At 40.6% G+C, this 251-nt stretch carries 1 pseudogene; it reads left to right on the forward strand.

Annotated elements, in window-relative coordinates:
- Positions 1-124: 124 nt before the first annotated feature.
- A pseudogene (locus tag ACYQ2O_RS13735) lies at positions 125-251 on the forward strand (IS3-like element ISErh1 family transposase); the annotation flags it as partial.

A 251-nucleotide genomic window follows, 5' to 3' on the forward strand; every position in this document is an offset into this window, starting at 1 on the left:
CCGCTGGTCTAAACTGACAAACGTGCTGGAATAAACAGATTCTGTCGCTTAATTGACCCATTTTCTTAAAAAAAACTGCCGGAATAAAGTGACATTTACTGGCTGGATTATTTTGCTTTTCTACAATCTCGTTAACAGAGAATTTAGAGCCTACGGTCCACGAACGATCCTCTTAACAGATATCACCTATCTCTTTTACGGGCGAGGAAGGAAAGCTTATTTATCTGCCGTGATTGATGCATTCACGAACC

It is taken from the genome of Alkalibacterium sp. m-11 (assembly GCF_054658155.1).